Origin of the sequence: Microbulbifer taiwanensis (assembly GCF_014904815.1) — a bacterium.
Classification (GTDB): Bacteria; Pseudomonadota; Gammaproteobacteria; order Pseudomonadales; family Cellvibrionaceae; genus Microbulbifer; species Microbulbifer taiwanensis.
In genome coordinates, this window is the sequence record NZ_JACZFR010000018.1 from 1 (window position 1) to 14,996 (window position 14,996).

Below are 14,996 nucleotides of genomic sequence, written 5' to 3' on the forward strand. Positions count from 1 at the left end.
CTTGCCGGGGGGCGGGGGGGCGGCCCCCCCCCCCCCCCCCCCCCCCCCCCCCCCCGCCCCCCCCCCGGAAGGGGGGGGGGGGGGGCTCGGTGATCCCAGCTGCGGTTTTGCCGTATTGCGGAGCTGGAGCTCCGCGGTCCCGGGTTGATCGCGGCCACCGGCCGCTCCTACATCATTTTTTTCTCGTTTCTTCGCGGGCTCTAGCTACGAAGGGCGAACACAAGGTTCGTTCCGGCCGCTCCAGGTATTCACGGCGCCTTCGGCCCCTACGGGGCAGCTTTTTCTTTTAAAACTTGGCGCAGTGCCTGGCGCCAGTGTTTTAGTTCTATTCCCACTTCTGCTACCAAGCTGGTTTTGTCCAGGACGCTGTAGGCTGGTCTTGCTGCCGGGGTTGGGTAGTCGGCTGTGGCGATCGGTTTTATCTGTACCTGCTTTTCTGCTGGGAGCAGACCCGCTTCTTTGCCCTCTTCGTAGATGGCTACGGCGAAGTCGTACCAGCTGGCGGCGCCGGCGTCGGTGCAATGGTAGGTGCCTTTTGCTTGCGGCTTTTCTATCAGCGTGTAGATGGCTTCGGCCAGGGTGTGGGTGCTGGTCGGGGTGCCTATTTGGTCGGCGACTACGCCCAGCTGGTCGCGCTCGTTCATCAGGCGCAGCATGGTGTTTGTGAAGTTGGCGCCGTGGGCGCTGTAGACCCAGGCGGTGCGGAGTATTACGGCTTCGGGCAACAGGGACTGGACGGCCGCCTCTCCGGCAGCCTTGCTTTCGCCGTATACGCCTAGGGGGCGCACCGGTTGCTGTGGCTGGTAGGGGGTGGAGCTTTGGCCGTCGAAGACGAAATCTGTGGAGACGTGGATCAAGCGTATGCCGAATTCTTTGCAGGCTGCGGCCAGGTTTTCTGGGCCTGTGGCGTTGACGGCGTAGGCCTGTTCCTTTTCCGATTCGGCCTTGTCTACTGCCGTATAGGCGGCGGCGTTGATGACAACTTCCGGTTTGTGTTCGGCGATGGCTTGCGTGACCTGGGTGGCGTTGGTGATGTCCAGGTCGTTGCGATCCAGGGCTACCAGCTCGATATTGGCTGGTTTGCGTTTATGCAGCTCCTGGGCCAGTTGGCCGTTTTTGCCGGTTATGAGAATTTTCATTGGTCGAATTCGGTAACTTTGGTCGTTCTTTGTTTCGGGCCGGGTTTGGTGTTGTCGGCGATATTGATCGCGGCCATGGGCCGCTCCTACGGCTTTTTTCGGGTCTGCGGCCCGTTGCCGAACCGGAGCTCGGCGTTCCCTGGGGCGGCTTCGCCGCTTTTGCGGAGCTGGAGCTCCGCGGTCCCGGGCTAGTCGAAGGTGACTGCGTCCTTCAGGAGCTTTCCTTCCGTGTCTTTGGCGGAGAGGTTGGGAGCTTCGTTGTTTACCAGGGGCCATTCGATCGCCAGATCCGGGTCATCCCAGCGGATGCTGTGTTCGTGCTCAGGGGCGTAGTAGTCTGTGCATTTGTACACGAACTCGGCTTCGTCACTGGTGACGTAGAAGCCGTGGGCGAAGCCTTCCGGGACCCAGAGTTGGCGTTTGTTTTCTGCGGACAGGGTGACGCCTACCCACTGGCCGAAAGTGGGGGAGCTTTTGCGAATATCTACCGCTACGTCGAAGACTTCGCCCTTGGTCACTCGCACTAATTTTCCCTGGGTCTGCTTTGTCTGGTAGTGCAGGCCGCGCAGTATGCCCTGGGTGGATTTGCTGTGGTTGTCCTGGACGAACACGCGCTCTGCACACTCTCTGTTGAATACGTCCTGGCGGAAGGATTCGAAGAAGAAGCCGCGGTGGTCACCGAAGACTTTGGGTTCGATGATTTTTACGTCGGGGATGGCGGTTTCTATTACGTTCATGCTGCTTTGTGTTCGTTTTGTTTTGTTGGGCGAACACGAGGTTCGCCCCTACAGGTGTCATTCCGGCGCAGAGCCTGTGCCGGACTTGATCCGGTACCGGAATCCAGTGGTTCGACTGGATCCCGGCATTCGCCGGGATGACGACAGGTTGCCAATTTTTTCTGCCAGCGAAATTGCTTCGGAGTATTGCCGACCTTTCTCGGGCGAACACGAGGTTCGCCCCTACGGGTTTCAGAGGGCGGCGGCGAAGCGTTGCTGGTTGAAGGGCGAGCTTTCGCCGGTTTCCAGCAGCAGGTTCAGCAGGTATTCTCCGTAGCCGCTCTTCAGCAGCGGGTGGGCCTGCTTTTCCAGTTGTTCCGCCGAGATAAAGCCCTTGCGGTAGGCCACTTCTTCCGGGCAGGCGATTTTCAGGCCCTGGCGGCGTTCGATGGTCTGTACAAAATGCGCGGCTTCCAGCAGGTTGTCGTGGGTACCGGTATCCAGCCAGGCGCTGCCGCGGCCCATCAGCTCCACGTTGAGCTGGCCGCGCTCCAGGTAGATCTTGTTGATATCGGTGATTTCCAGCTCGCCGCGGGGGCTGGGTTTGATCTCCCGCGCCAGGTCGCAGACCTGGTTGTCGTAGAAGTAGAGACCGGTTACGGCGTAGTTGGATTTCGGCTGTGCCGGTTTCTCTTCCAGGCTTACTGCCCTGCCCGCTTTGTCGAACTCCACCACGCCATAGGCACGCGGATCGGCGACGCGGTAGCCGAATACGGTGGCGCCGTCATGGCGGGCGTCGGACTGCTGCAGTATCTGGCTGAAGTGCTGGGCATAGAAGATATTGTCGCCGAGCACCAGGGCGCTGCTGTTGTTGCCTACATGCTCGCGGCCGATCAGGAACGCTTGCGCCAGACCATCCGGGCTCGGCTGTATCGCGTAGCTGATATTAATGCCCCACTGGGAGCCGTATTCCAGCAGGCGCTGGTAGAGGCACTGTTCCTCCGGCGTGGTGATGATCAGGATATCGCGGATACCCGCCAGCATCAGTGTGGTGAGCGGGTAGTAGATCATCGGTTTGTCGTACACCGCCATCAGCTGTTTGCTGACACCCTTGGTGAGCGGGTACAGGCGCGTGCCGGAACCACCGGCGAGAATGATTCCCTTTCTGGTTGAAGATCCTTTCGCAATCATTGTGTCCCCCTGGAACCTAGATTAATTGCCCTGCACAGCGACCGCCATTTCCGGCACCACCCTCCCCAAAGGGTGTGCTGCATTTGCCGGAAACTGTCGGCGCCGTTTGGGCGTCCCCATTTTTTTTGCGGCTGGCGAGCATCCACTGCCGTTTAGTCGCCGTTTACCCCTGTTTGCCTGCCAATGTCCCCTCTCCCCCAACCCCTCTCTCGCAAGCGGGAGAGGGGCGCGGTTAGAAGGACAGTACTGCTGCTGTCCCCACTGCGATACGGTAGAGAATTTCTGTGACATCCTTGGTGACCTGCAGTTCGCTGGACTGGATTTTTGGCATCACCATGATTTCGTCGCCCGGGCGCAACTCGCCTTTCAGGCGATTATCGAATTTGCTGTCGTCTATGCGACTGATGGTGCCGTCCAGGTGCAGTATCACCAGCTCGTCCTGGTTGGCGTTGTTGGCGAAACCGCCGGCCATCTCGATGTAGTCTTCGAGTGTGTGGCGCTCGTTGAATACCAGCGAGGTCGGGAATATCACTTCGCCCACCACGGAGACAGTGGAGTTCCTCAGCGGCACCACCAGTTCGTCGCCGTCCTCCAGCAGCATGCTGGCAGCATTGGGATTGTTGGCCAGCACTACCTGGCCACGCGGCTGGGCCTTGCGCGCCTGGGCGATAAATTTCTGGATCATGGCGGCGTTTTCCGACTGGGCGCCCTTTTCCAGTTCGGTATTCGGCTGGCGGGTGAGGACTTCCATCTGCAGGGCATCCAGCGAGCGCTCCAGTGCAGCGCGCTGTTTGTCGGCCACACTCTTGCGGTACAGCTGCACGGCGGATTGATCGGCGTTGTCGCGATAATTCAGCTGCGACAGCAGGTCTTCTAGGGTAGCGCCGTAGGGCAGTACATAGCTGGCGGGGCCATCCAGTTCACCGCTGACGCTGACGGAAATTGATTGGATGTCGTTGTCGCGTACCAGTTCCACCCGGGCGCCCGGATACAGCGGCGTGGTCAGGGCCTCTTCCAGCGGCAGGTAGCTGGCCTGCTGCCGGTCGTCGATCACCTGGGTGATACGGGCAAAGTTGGCCTGCGGATCGGGCTTGGCCACCAGCAGCATTTCACCCAGCTGGGTGTAGGGGCCGATAAATTCGATCTGCGCGGCCTGCTGTACCGCGCCCTCGATGGAAACGGCTCCGTTGCGCGCACCGACCACTATGGCGTCGCCATTGCGCAGCTGCAGTGCGGGCATACTGCCTTCGACCAGGAAATTGTATAGGTTGACCTTTTGCAGCAGCTGGTCACCGCGCAGCACTTTCACATCGATAAAGCTGCCGCTGTCGCGGTCGATGCCGCCGGCACTGTCGAGGTAGTAGAGAATGGAGTCGGAGGAAAATCCGTTGTACAGGCCAGGGTTGTTGACATAGCCGGTGACGAAAACCTTTACCGGCTGGCTGGCTTCGAGGTTGGCATAGGCGCGCACGTTGTTTTTGAACACGCGCTTGACATGGCGCAGTACGAATTCGTTGAGCTCGCCGTTATTCACGCCGGCCACGTGCACCGGGCCGACTTCGGGTACGAAGATATTGCCCTGGGGGTCCACCGGCAGCGTGGCGCTGAAGCTGTAAGCGCCCCACAGCTGCAGGTTGACCTGGTCGCCGACGGTGATGCGGTAGTCGGGGTTGAAACCGCTGAAAGGCTGGTCCTTGAAGGCGCCCTGGAACAGGGACTGGCCAAAGACGGGGACGCCGGATTGCAGGATCTCCGTCTGTTCTTCTTTATCCAGCAGTTGGGTTTCCAGGGCCTGGGCATTTGGCCATACCAGGGCACTCATCAGCCCCAGTAATCCCCCGTAGGTTTTTAGTTTTTTTGCGATCATCTGTGTCGATCTATTAATTCGTAATTGTTTGTGTTCCGGGCCAAGCGTGCCCATCGCTCCGATCGTGATGGGCACGTTGCTACGCTCCTTTGCCCATCCTACGCTCTGAAGCTCGTCATACCGGCGCAGAGCCTGTGCCGGGCTTGATCCGGTACCGGTATCCAGTTCGGTGGCACCTGGATAAGGTAGCGCTCCTGCGCCACGCCCTTCGGGCCATTCGCTGCGCGAATGCTCGCTACGGCATCCATGCCTTCGCAGTCCGGCCTGCGCCGGAATGACAAAAGTTCTAAATCCTGTGGTCGCGGATGCTGGATACCAGCATTTTCCCGATGCCGTAAATCAGTAGCAAAATCACGGCCAGGCTGGCCAGGTTATACAGCTTGCGCGGGTATTCGGCCTCCTCCGCCAGGGAGGGCTGGCTTACCACCATCAGGTGTTTGAGCCTGCCGGAGGCCTCCATGCGCGCGGTTTCCAGTGCCTTGAGCGATGCGGCGTAGGCGTCGGTGGCGAACTGCAGGTCCAGTTGCAGGTTCTGGAAGTGGGCGCTGAGGCTGTTGAGGCGCTGTTCGCCCTGGGTATCGGAGACGCCTACCAGGCGCTCTTTCTCCGCGGCTATCTGGTTTTCCAACGCATCGATTTCCGCCTGCATGGAGACGACCTGGGATGAACCGGGATTCAAATAGGTTTTGGCCGCGGTGAGCTTGGCGCGCTGCTCGGCCAGCTTGGCCTCCAGCCCCTGGATGATGCCGCTGATACCCTTGGTGAGTTCTTCCGGGCTGACCACCTTGTTGCGATTCTGGAAGTCGAGGATTTCCTGCTTGGCGGTGCGCAGCTTGCCCTGTGCCAGTTCCAGCTCGCTGCGCACGAAGGCCACCTGTTTGTCCGCCAGCTGATTGCTGATGGCGTTGACGAAATCCTCGGATTTCTGCGTGACCGTCTCAATCAGCCTGCGCGCGAATTCCGGCTCGAAGGCCTGCATCTCGATAGTGATGATGCCTGTGGCTTCGTCGTGGCCGATGGCAATATGCTCTCGGTAGTATTCCAGGTAGCCTTCTTGGGTGGCATCGGCCGCGAGGCGCGAGAAGAGGTCGTAGCGATCGCTCTTGTAGTAGTCGGCGAGCTGCAGTGTCTCATCCAGGTACAGGGCCATATCGAGGGACTGGATATAGTTGACCACCAGGAAGGCATCCTGGTTGTCCGCACCCACTCCCGGCATCAGGAACCCGAGGGTGGACGACATGCCCTGGCTGGAGCTGTTGTCTTTCACGATCAGCTGCGTGCTGCTGACAAAGCGGTCGGAAACGGCGAAGAGGTAGTAGGCACTCACCAGCATCAGTGGCAGGGCCACGCACAACACCAGGCCGCGCCAGCGGCGCAGCGCGGAGCCACGGGCACCCTGCCCTGCGCGCGGTTCGTTGGCGGCGAAGCCTGCCACCATACCTTTTACCGCGTCAGAAGCTTTTTTCAGCGCGCCGCTGTCGGGCTTTTTATTTTGCTCTGCGGCGAGCGGTGTATTCGTTTCCATGTTCACTTATGCGTTGAGGGCCTGTGCGGCTCGATTCTGTTGTTGTGCCCTGGGCTTGGGGAGTCCCTGCTGGTACAGCTCTATCGCCTCTTCCACAGAATCAAAAATCTGCAGCCCTTGCGGCCCCAGGTAGATTCCGACATCACAATTCTTTTTCAGTTGCGGCATGGCGTGGGCAACGATAATAAAGTTGGCTGTCTTGCGTTTTTCGGCGATAACCTGTTCACACTTGTGCTTGAAGTGCGCGTCCCCGACAGACATCACCTCGTCCACCAGGTAGCAATCGAAGTCCACAGAAATACTCAGGCCGAAGGCCAGGCGGGAGCGCATACCGGAAGAGTAAGTCTTTACCGGTGCATCGAAGTAGTCGCCGATCTCGGCGAAGTCCTGCACCCTGTCCAGCACCTTCCGCCGGTCCCGCCCCCAGATACCGTGAATGCCGCAGATAAACTCGGCATTCTCGCGACCGGTCATACTGCCCTGGAAGCCACTGGCGAGACCCATAGGCCAGGAGATGCGCTCGTTGGTAATCACCCGCCCGTAATCCGGGTAGTCTATGCCGCCCATAATGCGCAACAGGGTGGACTTGCCGGCACCATTGCGGCCGAGGATGCCGATATTCTTTCCTTCCGGGAAAACCGCGTTCACATCCTTGAACAGTACCTTGCGCCCGTGGGGCGTGCGGAATGACTTGGTAAGGTTGCGCAGTTCTATCATTGGCTGCGCACCAGGTCTCGCCAGCTGGCCCGATACACCAGCAAGCCAAAGCCGAGCATGGCCAGTGAACTGAAGGCCAGGTAAGGCAGGTTGGCAAACATACCGTGGTAGCTGGCGAAGAGGCCCTCTCGGGTCAGCTCAATCACGTGCAGCAGCGGGTTCCAGGCCAGGTAGGGGTGGTACTGTTCGGGAATCTGCTCCAAGGAGAAGAAGACCCCGGACATAAAGTACAGGGGCCGCTGGATCATGGGCCCCATTTTGGCCGCCTCCGGGTATTTCGCACCGGCCACGCACAGGGCCAGGCTCAGGCCGAGGCAGAAACACAGGTAGAGGATATTCACCGCTACCAGCAGCAGGAAGTCATTAAAGGTGGCCGCTATGCCGAACCAGGCGAGAATTCCCAGCAGGGCCACCAGGCTGAACAGGTAGATGGCAAACTCCAGCAGCACCCGGGTCACCACCGCATCGAAGGGGCGCAGCTGGCGGTAGTTGAACAGGCCGCGATTGGATTCCACCGCCGCCAGGGATTTGCTAAAGCTGTGAGTGAAGAACAGGAAGGGGGCAATACCCGCTAGCATAAACAGCACTGTCGGAATGCCGGGATAGAACTCCCGCCCCAGAAAGCTGAAGATGGTTGCCAACACCATGATGTGCATGGCCGGCTCCAGCAACACCCAGGCATAGCCCAGCTTCCACTTGCCAAAGCGGGTTTTCATCTCGCGCACCAGCAACGCGTGAATGACGTCGCACTGGATCTGCCAGGCTGTGCGTTGTGCAGTCGGGCCCATGTCGAAATTGTTTTTTCAATTGAGTGTTGTTTGTTCAACCAAGCTGATTGAAAAGTAGCCTATTGAGCCAGACTGGAAACGCCAGACAGTACGGAAAGCCCCTAAACGGCCGCGATCAAGCAGACCACGAGAAAAACGTGACGGAAGTCTCAATTTTTTCGAACACTGAGTCAAGCTAAATAATCTGCCAGCGCATTAGCTATTGACTGCAGTGGAAACTTCCCGCCCCTGAAATCCGAGCGAATTCTACCCAAGCGTGGCCAGGTATTCATTCCCAGCGTCATTACACAGCATTACACGACGGGAGCATCGAGTCGGGTAGAGGCTGTAGTGCAGAAGAAATTTAGCGGTGCCGTGTAACGGAAAAGCAATAAAAGGGCCAATGTGAACTCGAAACCCTGATCGCCACACCCTCAGAAAACCCAGACTGCAACTGCAGGTCATCATCACTGGATAGTGGCGACAGATTATCAACTGACAAAAAAAGGGGCCGCGCTCTATTGAGCACGGCCCCTTAAGAAATTGGTGGAGCCTAGCGGGATCGAACCGCTGACCTCAACACTGCCAGTGTTGCGCTCTCCCAGCTGAGCTAAGGCCCCGAATTGGGTGGCTTTCCGTCGAAAGCGGGGCGCATTTTAACAGCGCCCCGCCCCCTGTCAACAAGAAAAATAACTTTTTAATCAAATAGTTAGCGACTGGGGCGTCGCATTTGGTTCCAAGGGTTTCGCGCCCGCGACTCCAGTCGCCATCCCGGGGCAGAGCCTGTGCCGGAATGGCGATAGAAACACTGGGGCGGGAGCCTGCCCAGCAGGCGAAAAATCCCTGGCGCTGGAACTCAAGCTTTCCTATATCCCAACCGTCATCCCGGCGCAGGCCGGGATCCAGTTCGGTGGTAACTGGGTTCCGGCCTGCGCCGGAATGGCGGAAAAAACTCTGCGGGGGGCTTCCGAGGGACCTCCAGAATCGCCTGCCGGGCGGGCTCCCACAAATGGCGTCAGACCAGCGCCGCAAACTCCTTCTCCCAACGCTTCAGCACCTTCTTGCCGGCACCGCCGAGTACGTCCACAGCGTGGCGCAGGCGGGCGCGGCTGAGATCGGGACCTAGCAGGACCATGGCATCCATTACAGAGAAGGACGCGGTGGTGCCGCTGATGGCAACGAACAGCGGCGCGTTGAAGTCCTTCAGCTTGATCTCCATCGATGTGGCCAGGGACTTCACCGTCTGGAAGATGTTGTCGCGGTCCCAGCTGCGCAGAGCCTCCAGGCGCCAGAGGGCGAACTGCAGCAGCTTCTTCTGCTCATCCAGCTCCAGCTTGTTGTCCGCAAAGCTGGCCTCGGTCAGCGGCAGCTGGCCGGCGGCGAGGAAGCTGACCAAGGGGGCGAAGTCGCCGAAGGTCTCCATGCGCTCGCGGGCGTGGGGCAGCACCTTGAGCAGGTTGTCGCGGTTGAACATCCACTCGGTCAGGCGATCGGCCAGCTGTTCGTTCTCCAGCTCGCGAATCCAGAGGCCGTTCAGCCAGGACAGCTTCTCCACGTCGAACACCGGGCCGCCGAGGGATACGCGGTGGATATCGAAGTGCTCCAGCATCTCGTCCAGGGAGAACTTCTCGCGCTCGTCCGGCATGGACCAGCCCATACGGCCCAGGTAGTTCAGCAGCGCCTCGGGCATAAATCCGGCGCGCTGGTAATAGAGGATGGATGTGGGATTCTTGCGCTTGGACAGCTTGGTCTTGTCCGGGTTGCGCAGCAGCGGCAGGTGGCAGAGCACCGGCATCTCCCAGCCGAAGTATTCGTACAGCAGCTTGTGCTTGGGGGCGGAGTTGATCCACTCCTCACCGCGCAGCACGTGCGTGATCTCCATCAGGTGATCGTCCACCACGTTGGCCAGGTGGTAGGTGGGCATGCCATCGGACTTGAGCAGTATCTGCGCATCGACCTGGCCCCACTCGATTTCAATCGGGCCGCGCAGCAGATCTTCCACTACGCAGGCGCCCTCTTCCGGCACTTTCATGCGCACCACATAGGGCTCGCCGGCGCTGCGGCGCTTCTCGACTTCGGCTTCCGGCAGGGCCAGGTCGCTGGGCTTCAGCGCGGTGCGGCCGGCTTCGCGCAGCTGTTCGCGCAGTTGCTCCAGCTCTTCGGCGGTGCGGTAGCAGTGGAAGGCGTGGCCCTTCTCCACCAGCTCGTCACAGTACTTCTTATAGATGTCGCCGCGCTCGCTCTGGCGATAGGGGCCGTGGGGGCCGCCCACATCCGGCCCCTCTTGCCAGTCCAGGCCCAGCCAGCGCAGGCTGTCGAGGATGGCCTTCTCCGACTCGGGAGTACTGCGCTGCTGGTCGGTATCCTCGATCCGCAGCACAAACTGGCCGCCCTGGGCGCGGGCAAAGCACTGGTTAAACAGGGCAATATAGGCGGTGCCCACATGGGGATCGCCGGTGGGGGAAGGTGCGATTCGGGTTCTTACGGTCATGGCAAGCCTGGCTGGATTGATCTGGATCACGGTTAATCATTTTGAGGCGCGCGATTATAGCGCTGGTGACGCTTCCGGCACAGGGAGGAGCGAAAACCTGACTTTCTAGCACAAGGTTCCACTCATGCATCAAATGACAAGAAAAAAGCCATGAAAATCGTGACAGAAATCACGAATTCGGTATCATTGGCACCAATTGCATGGAAAGCCTTGACTAAACCAATAACATTAGTCGACGTAGGGTCTTTACCTGTAAAATCGCCACCACATTAAAAAACAGCTTTCTTATGGTCCCAGGAAGATACGCCATGAAAAAAAATATCATTCGCTCTCTGATCGCCGCCACTGCGATGGCGACCTCCTTCTCAGTGTTTGCCGCATCTGACGGCACTGTCGACAGCGTCAGCTCCACTGGCACTAGCGAAATCACTCTCACCGTCGGCAACCTGATCGTTGCGCGCATGTTCGGCGACATCGGCCTCACCACTGATGGCGCTACCGTCGGCAGCCCCATCACCCAGACCGAAGAGATCTGTATCGGCTTCCTCGGTTTTACCGGTTACACCGTACAGCTCGACAGCGCCAATGGCACTGCCGGCACTGGCACCTATACGCTGGACAACGGCACCGAGACCATCAGCTACGACGTCGCATTTGACGATGACGAAACTGCCGGCAGTGGCACCAGCCCCAATGGCACAGGCGCCGTGCCCGGCACCTTCACCAACAATGGCAACCTGGGCTGCAGCTCTGAAAACGCGCGGATTTTCATCTCTATTCCGGCCGCCCAGTGGGAAGGTATCAGCTCCACTGCCAGCTTTACCGACACGCTGACCGTTACCGTTTCCGGTAGCTGATCTGGAATTGGGCGGGGGACTCCCCGCCCCCTCCCTCCATGAAGCGCGCAATAGCGGCCACTCTGCTGACGCTGTGCTGCTGCGCCACCAATTCTTATGGCGCCGCGGCATCGGCGGCCTTCACCCTGGATACAGCGGCTCCAGACGGCTTTGCCGACCTCACAGAACCTCAGCAGCTGGTGGCGGACCTCTATTACGGCAATCGCCAGATTGGCGCGACCATGGTGGAGATAGATCCGCACAGCCTGCGATTCCTGGACCCCGACGCGGTGCGGGTACTGCTGCCGGACACGTTGGATCCTGAGGCGGTATACGCCCTGTTACAGCAGGCACTCCCGCGCAATTCCGATCGGGTGTGCTTCTCGCGCCAGCAACGCAACTGCGGATTTATCACTCCTGATAGCTTCGGGCTTATCTACGACGACAGCCGCTACCGCGTCGACCTGTTTTTCGCACCCGAACTGCTGCCGCAGAAGGCCGCAATCGACAATCCTTACCTGCCCGACGCCAGCTCGGGATTCTCTTTCGTGCAGAACCTCACCGGTACCTGGTCCGGTGTGCGGTCGAGTGATGTCCCGAACAGCGAGAGCGCCTCGCTGTTTGGCCAGTCGATCCTGAGTTTCGGCGAGAGCGGCCTGCACAGCCAGTGGTCCGTCACAGATGGCGGTGACAGCCAGGTCAGCCAGTTGCACTGGGCGCGCGACTACCAGGGGCGCGCCTATTCGGCGGGGCTTATCCAGCCGCAGGGCAGTTTTTCCGGCTTTGTGCCCTCGCCAACCCTGTACGGCGCGGAATACCGGAGTTCCAGCAACAGCCGCACGGACAATCGCTACAACCAGGGTGCGCCACTGGAAATCAATATGCCGGTGCGCGGTCGCGTGGAAATCCATAAGGACGGCCGCCTGGTCCACAGCGAGCTGCTGGAGGCGGGCAACCAGCTACTGGATACCTCGAGCCTGCCCGGTGGCGCCTACGAAGTGGAGATCAAGAGTTTCGATGAAAGCGGCAGGCCACTGGTCCAGTACACCGAATTTTTCGCCAAGGACTCATTACTGCCGCCGCCCGGCGAGTGGCGATGGGCCGTCCAGGCCGGCCAGCCGGCCCAGCTGAACCGGGAAGAAATACTGCCCGAACGGCACGACGACTATTTTTTCCAGGCTGGTGCCGCGCGCCGCCTGTTTGACGATACCGGCCTCTTTGCCAATATCGCCGCAACGGAAGATGAACAGGCCTTCGAGCTCGGCGGGCGCTGGATCAGCGAATACCTGGAACTCTCTCCCAGCCTGATTCATTCCGGCGACGGCCGCAGCGGCCACCGCCTGTTCGCCTCACTGAACACACCGCTGTTCAACCTCAGTGCATCGGAAACACGCCTGGAAAACGATGCGCAACCGACTGAGTACAATGAATTCTCACTGCTCGGGCGAGGCTTCCGACAGCGGAGCGCAAACCTCAGTAGCGCCCTGTTTGGAGGGCGCCTTGCCCTGCGCTACTCGCAGCGGGATCGCAATCTCTATTTCGAGTCCGCCGAATTCGCATTGGATACGGCGATCAGTGGCGCCGATACCCTCACCACCCTCGAGTTTCGCCGTGACTTCTTCCGCAACCGGCACTGGCGCGGGGAAATGACGCTCTCGCACAGTGACGCCGACGGCGAACAGCTAACCAGCGCCACATTCAATTTCCGCTTCCGCGACCACCACTGGGATCACCGTGCCAGCGTCCGCACTGACAGCGGCCGCGGCGACAACCAGAATACCCGGCTTGGTTTTCACTCCGGCTGGCGCGACGCAGACCTATGGGCCCCGGAAGTTGACCAGCAGTTCTCTGGCGAATCGACCAGGGATGAATATTATCTCGGCAGCCAGACCCGGATTGCAGGTCGCAGGGGCTACCTCAGTTCGACCCTGGGCTATCGCAACAGCAGCATCGATGAACAGAGCTCCCTCAACTACCTGGGCAGCTTCAGCACCAACCTCATGACGACAGAAGAGTCTTTCGCCTGGGGCGGTGAGCGCTCACTGACCAGCGCGGTAATGGTAGATATCACCGGCAGCGAAGATGAGGAATTTGAAATCCTGGTCAATGGTGTGCGCCGCGGCTATGCCAGGGGCGGCGACCGCTCACTGATCAACCTGCCCGCCTTCCAGAGCTACGACATCCAGCTGCGCCCGCTGGCAGCGGGTTTCTACGACTACCGGGAAATTCAGGAGACGGTCACCCTTTACCCGGGTAACGTGGCCGCGACCGAGTACGAGATACAGCCAGTCATTCTGGTGATCGGCCGTATAGTACGCGGCGATCAACCGGTCACTGCCACAAAAATCTCCATCGGTGAATACGCCGCGGTCACCGACGAATTCGGTATCTTCCAGATGGAGATGCACGCTAACCCCCAGACCCTGAACGCGCCCGCGGTGCGCTGGGGCGACTGCCTGGTGGATATTGTGGAACAGACCTCAGGGGAGCACTGGCTGAATCTGGGGGATATCAACCTGGCGGCGGCGCGCTGTGAAGGGAATCAACTTGTTCATGCGGCAAAACAATGATTGTGGGCAGCGGTAACGACAAGCAAGTGAACAGGGTCATCATCAACAGCGCTTTTCTGGCAGCCACATGGCCAATGTTTGTTTGGGCGCACCACAACGATGAAAGCACATTGGAAATTCGCCGCGCCGACCCGATTTACATTGCCGCCTGGAACGGCAGTGGCGGCCTGACTGGCGAAGATGACTACTGCATCAGATCCTTCGAGCGCATCCGTGGCCACGGCTCCCAAAACGGACGCTATCCGCGAGATTATGATGTCGCGGCCTATGGTGACTCCTATATCGATGGCGATGGCGATTTCGCTTTGGAAAATGGGTCGGGCGAACAGTTGAAAGTCTCGTTGAGCTGGCGGGGCAACTCCACCGGCGGTAGCTTCGTGACCCTGCGCCCCAATGAAACCAGCGGCGATGTGACGAGCAGGCAAAACGGTGCCGTCCGCTGCAATGATTCCGATGCAGCTGCCACCATTCGTATCGATATCTCAGCTGCAACCCTGGCCTCGGCCTCCGCCGGCACCTATGCCGCCACATTCAGGATCGATGCGTGGCAATTTGACGATGATGGCAGTCGCTACCCGTCGTCGGGGCCCATCTATCAGTCATTTACCGTTACCCTGCCGGAACTGGTGCAGATTACAAACCTGGACAATATTGATCTAGGCAGCTTTGATGGCGTCAGCGATATTATCGAGGGTGACGACATCTGCATCTTCCGCAACGGCTTCGGTAACTTCCGTATCAAAGCCAATGGCGGTCCCGGCGACGGCGACCCCTTCCTGCTGTCAAATGGCACCAGCCAGATTCCTTACCAGGTTGCACTCAAGGACGACTCTATGCCGGACCCTATCTCGGTAACGGAGGCCCAGTGGCTGGGCGGATTGATGGGCCACGGCAGCAAAGATTGCGGAGGAGGCAACAACACCAATGCGTCGGTTCAAGTAACGACGCTCGCCAGCGACATGGCTACCGCGACATCTGGCAGCTACCTGGGCACCCTCTATCTGACTGTAGAACCCGAATAGTGAAAACCACAATACTTTGTAGCCATAAAAAGTGGAGAGCCAACTCCGGTAATCCAGGAACTAGAGATACACCGCGAACAAAAATTCATAATACGAATGCGAGTAAACAAAGAAATAGGAATAGGTAGCTCAGATCAAATATCGAGGAAAAGCTC

11 protein-coding genes and 1 tRNA gene are annotated in these 14,996 nt (G+C 59.3%); 3 read left to right on the plus strand and 9 right to left on the minus strand.

Annotation, left to right across the window (positions count from 1 at the left end; genetic code table 11):
- Positions 1-266 precede the first annotated feature (266 nt).
- From rfbD to gltX, 9 genes are all read right to left on the minus strand, one after another.
- Positions 267-1,139, minus strand: coding sequence for a dTDP-4-dehydrorhamnose reductase (gene rfbD, locus IG627_RS06630; RefSeq protein WP_193191398.1), 873 nt, complete (start codon positions 1,137-1,139; stop codon positions 267-269).
- A gap of 188 nt (positions 1,140-1,327) precedes the next feature.
- A complete protein-coding gene (gene rfbC, locus IG627_RS06635) occupies positions 1,328-1,876 on the minus strand; it encodes a dTDP-4-dehydrorhamnose 3,5-epimerase (protein ID WP_193191401.1) in 549 nt (182 codons plus the stop codon).
- Between the two features lie 231 nt (positions 1,877-2,107).
- Positions 2,108-3,046, minus strand: a complete 939-nt coding sequence (gene rfbA / locus IG627_RS06640; protein ID WP_193191403.1) for a glucose-1-phosphate thymidylyltransferase RfbA — start codon at positions 3,044-3,046, stop codon at positions 2,108-2,110.
- Between the two features lie 232 nt (positions 3,047-3,278).
- Positions 3,279-4,913, minus strand: a complete 1,635-nt coding sequence (locus IG627_RS06645; RefSeq protein WP_193191404.1) for a polysaccharide biosynthesis/export family protein — start codon at positions 4,911-4,913, stop codon at positions 3,279-3,281.
- Positions 4,914-5,199: 286 nt separating this feature from the next.
- Entirely contained in the window at positions 5,200-6,438 is a 1,239-nt protein-coding gene (locus IG627_RS06650; RefSeq protein WP_193191406.1) for a sugar transporter, read from the minus strand.
- Between the two features lie 6 nt (positions 6,439-6,444).
- A complete protein-coding gene (locus IG627_RS06655; protein WP_193191408.1) occupies positions 6,445-7,155 on the minus strand; it encodes an ABC transporter ATP-binding protein in 711 nt (236 codons plus the stop codon).
- Entirely contained in the window at positions 7,152-7,943 is a 792-nt protein-coding gene (locus IG627_RS06660) for an ABC transporter permease (protein WP_193191410.1), read from the minus strand. Before IG627_RS06660 ends, IG627_RS06655 begins: the two co-directional genes overlap by 4 nt.
- Positions 7,944-8,466: 523 nt before the next feature.
- Positions 8,467-8,542, minus strand: a tRNA-Ala gene (locus tag IG627_RS06665).
- A 395-nt stretch (positions 8,543-8,937) separates the two neighbouring features.
- Positions 8,938-10,413 (minus strand): glutamate--tRNA ligase, encoded by a 1,476-nt coding sequence (gene gltX, locus IG627_RS06670; protein WP_193191412.1) that lies wholly within the window; start codon positions 10,411-10,413, stop codon positions 8,938-8,940.
- Between the two features lie 308 nt (positions 10,414-10,721).
- On the opposite strand from gltX, the gene IG627_RS06675 reads away from it, so the two are divergent.
- From IG627_RS06675 to IG627_RS06685, 3 genes are read left to right on the plus strand one after another with little or no spacing between them, the layout of a single operon-like run.
- Positions 10,722-11,270, plus strand: a complete 549-nt coding sequence (locus IG627_RS06675; protein ID WP_193191414.1) for a hypothetical protein — start codon at positions 10,722-10,724, stop codon at positions 11,268-11,270.
- Positions 11,271-11,308: 38 nt separating this feature from the next.
- The gene (locus IG627_RS06680; RefSeq protein WP_226864797.1) at positions 11,309-13,819 is read left to right on the plus strand and encodes a TcfC E-set like domain-containing protein; all 2,511 of its coding nucleotides are present in this window, start codon (positions 11,309-11,311) and stop codon (positions 13,817-13,819) included.
- Positions 13,816-14,841: a hypothetical protein gene (locus IG627_RS06685; protein ID WP_193191416.1), complete on the plus strand. Its 1,026-nt coding sequence runs from the start codon at positions 13,816-13,818 to the stop codon at positions 14,839-14,841. The genes IG627_RS06680 and IG627_RS06685 overlap by 4 nt, the downstream gene beginning before the upstream one ends.
- Positions 14,842-14,996 lie beyond the last annotated feature (155 nt).